The organism is Clostridium sp. CAG:265 (genome assembly GCF_000436575.1).
GTDB classification, from domain to species: Bacteria; Bacillota; Clostridia; order Clostridiales; family Clostridiaceae; genus Clostridium; species Clostridium lentum.
Window position 1 is genome coordinate 1 of record NZ_FR886587.1, and the last position, 2333, is coordinate 2333.

The following is a 2333-nucleotide window of genomic DNA, read 5'->3' on the forward strand; positions in this document are numbered from 1 at the left end:
ATCAAGGTGTCCGGGGTTCGATTCCCCGGTAAGCCACCAAAATCACTTCTGAAAAGAAGTGATTTTTTAATAAGAACTCGCTTAGCATTATATAGATAAAAAGAAAAGGCATTAAGCCTTTTCTTTTTTTTGTTTTCTAAATATATCGTTTTTAATAAATACTAAGAACTTTTTGATAGATTTTAAATCATCTTTAAAAGTTGTGTTATTATCATCATTTAAAAAGTCTTCTTTATATATAAGAATTATGAAGAAGAATAATCCTAAATTAATATACAAATCTTTTATATCAGCAATAAATAAATTACTTATGCCAATAAAATCTAAACTTCCACCATAGAATATTTTGTCAATTAGTGAACAAAGGGCTCCGCTTAAAACAAATAGGAAGCTCATATCACTCCAGAAGCTCTTTATATTTCTAGAGCGTGAATAGCGATATAATTCAATAAGTAGAAAAATAAAGATAATGTTTGAACTAATTAATATTGTAAAATTCCCATTAAAATTAAACCTAGCATTAAGCCATGAGCCATGTGTGTTGATAATAGGATTAAAATATAAGAAATTAGGAATTAATTCTACGAAGCTATGGAAGAAATTAAATTTAATGATAAGTTTAATTCCTTGATCAATAATCATAAGGATGAGAAAAATTATAAATAATTCCTTGTTTTTAATTCCACCTGAATATCTTCTTTGAATGCAATATATTATAAATCCAACAAAAGCAAAGAGAAATAATAAAGAAAGATTTAAGCATATATCATATAAAGATTTAATTCTTCCAGTAAATAACTCAAATAAAAAATAAACAAACCACATAAGTGGCAATATGCCTATAATTAATAATTTTTCCTTGTCAAATTTCTTGCGCATATAAACCTCCAAATATAAGTAATATATAAATGATTTTAGCATACATAAAGTAACAAATCATTAGACATAATAATTTATTTGTGAAAAATTGGTATAATAATACATATACCGTAATTAAAGAAAGGGGAGAATTTATGTTAACTATTTATGCAGTGTCAGATTCTATTGGAGAAACAGCAGAGCAGGTGGCACAAGCTGCAGCAAGTCAGTTTGATGATGAAGTAGAAGTAAGGAGAGTACCTTATATTAAGACGTTAGAAGATGTAGAAGAACTTATTAAAGAAATAAGAGAAATAAAAAATGTAATGGTAGTTTCAACAATAATAACAGTCAATGTAAGAGAATATCTAACTGAAAAGGGAGTTGAAAATAATATATGGGTAGTTAATGTTTTAGGGCCTATAATAAATGTTTCTTCTTCTATATTAAATAAACAACCACAATATAATCCAGGTGCAATGTGGAAGACAGATGAGACATACTTTAAAAGAATAGAAGCTATGGAATTTGCTATGCAGTATGATGATAGCAAAGATTATAGAGGGTTGAAGAATGCTGATGTAGTTTTAATAGGGCTTTCTAGAACTTCCAAGACACCACTTTGTATGTATTTAGCTAATAAAGGGATAAAGGCTATTAATATTCCACTAGTACCAGAAGTAGGAGTGCCTGATGAGATTTATGAAATTGATAGAGATAGAATCTTTGCTTTAACTATAGATCCAATGCAACTTATAGAAATAAGAAAAAGAAGATTAGATAAGTTTAAAAGAATACCTACTACAATAGAATATGCAGGAGATGCTAGAATTCTAGATGAGTTTGATTTTGCTGATAGGATAATAAGACGTCTAGGATGCAGGACTATAGATGTTACTCAAAGAGCCATAGAGGATACAGCATTAATAATAATTAAAACTCTTACAAAAGAGAAGAAAATATAAGGGAATAGTGATTTAATTATAAACTGTTGCTTTAAATTAAGAAGAACATTAAGGCAACAGTTTTTTTATTTAGAAATTTATGAATATAATATATGTCTGTATTATGTACTAACCTATTTCTTTTTCAAATAGTATTATTTTTGTATAAATAACTATTTATTGAAGCTAAATAAATAATAGATACAATACTCTTATCCAAGTGTATCACAATGTAATATAATGAGTATAATGGCGAAAGTAGGAGAATATTAATAATAATTATTAATATTAATGATATTCAATGAATTTTTGAAATAATATAGATGTTAAACTAAAACACGTCGATAGGGCAGCAAACAACAGTAAAGTTGCTAAAACGACAAGCATCTTCATCAAATAAAGAAATGTTACAAAAACTTTGAAAAAAAGTGTTGACAAGTAACAAGATTAAATGATAAGATAAAGAAGTCGCTTGAGAGCGACCAAGATAAATGGTCTTTGAAAATTGAACAGAATATAGTTAATATAAAA

General features: G+C 27.0%; 2 protein-coding genes. One reads left to right on the forward strand and one right to left on the reverse strand.

Features of this window, described 5'->3' with window-relative positions; genetic code table 11:
• Window positions 1-111: 111 nt before the first annotated feature.
• Entirely contained in the window at window positions 112-879 is a 768-nt protein-coding gene (locus tag Q5O29_RS02365) for a signal peptidase II (protein ID WP_022211420.1), read from the reverse strand.
• A 134-nt stretch (window positions 880-1013) separates the two neighbouring features.
• Here Q5O29_RS02365 and Q5O29_RS02370 point away from each other — a divergent pair, with 134 nt between their 5' ends.
• A complete protein-coding gene (locus tag Q5O29_RS02370; RefSeq protein WP_022211421.1) occupies window positions 1014-1823 on the forward strand; it encodes a pyruvate, water dikinase regulatory protein in 810 nt (269 codons plus the stop codon).
• The last annotated feature ends 510 nt before the right edge of the window (window positions 1824-2333 follow it).

Coding starts and splice junctions, on each gene's coding strand:
- Q5O29_RS02365 (WP_022211420.1), bottom strand. CDS start 879: ATGCGCAAGAAATTTGACAAGGAAAAATTATTAATTATAGGCATATTG.
- Q5O29_RS02370 (WP_022211421.1), top strand. CDS start 1,014: ATGTTAACTATTTATGCAGTGTCAGATTCTATTGGAGAAACAGCAGAG.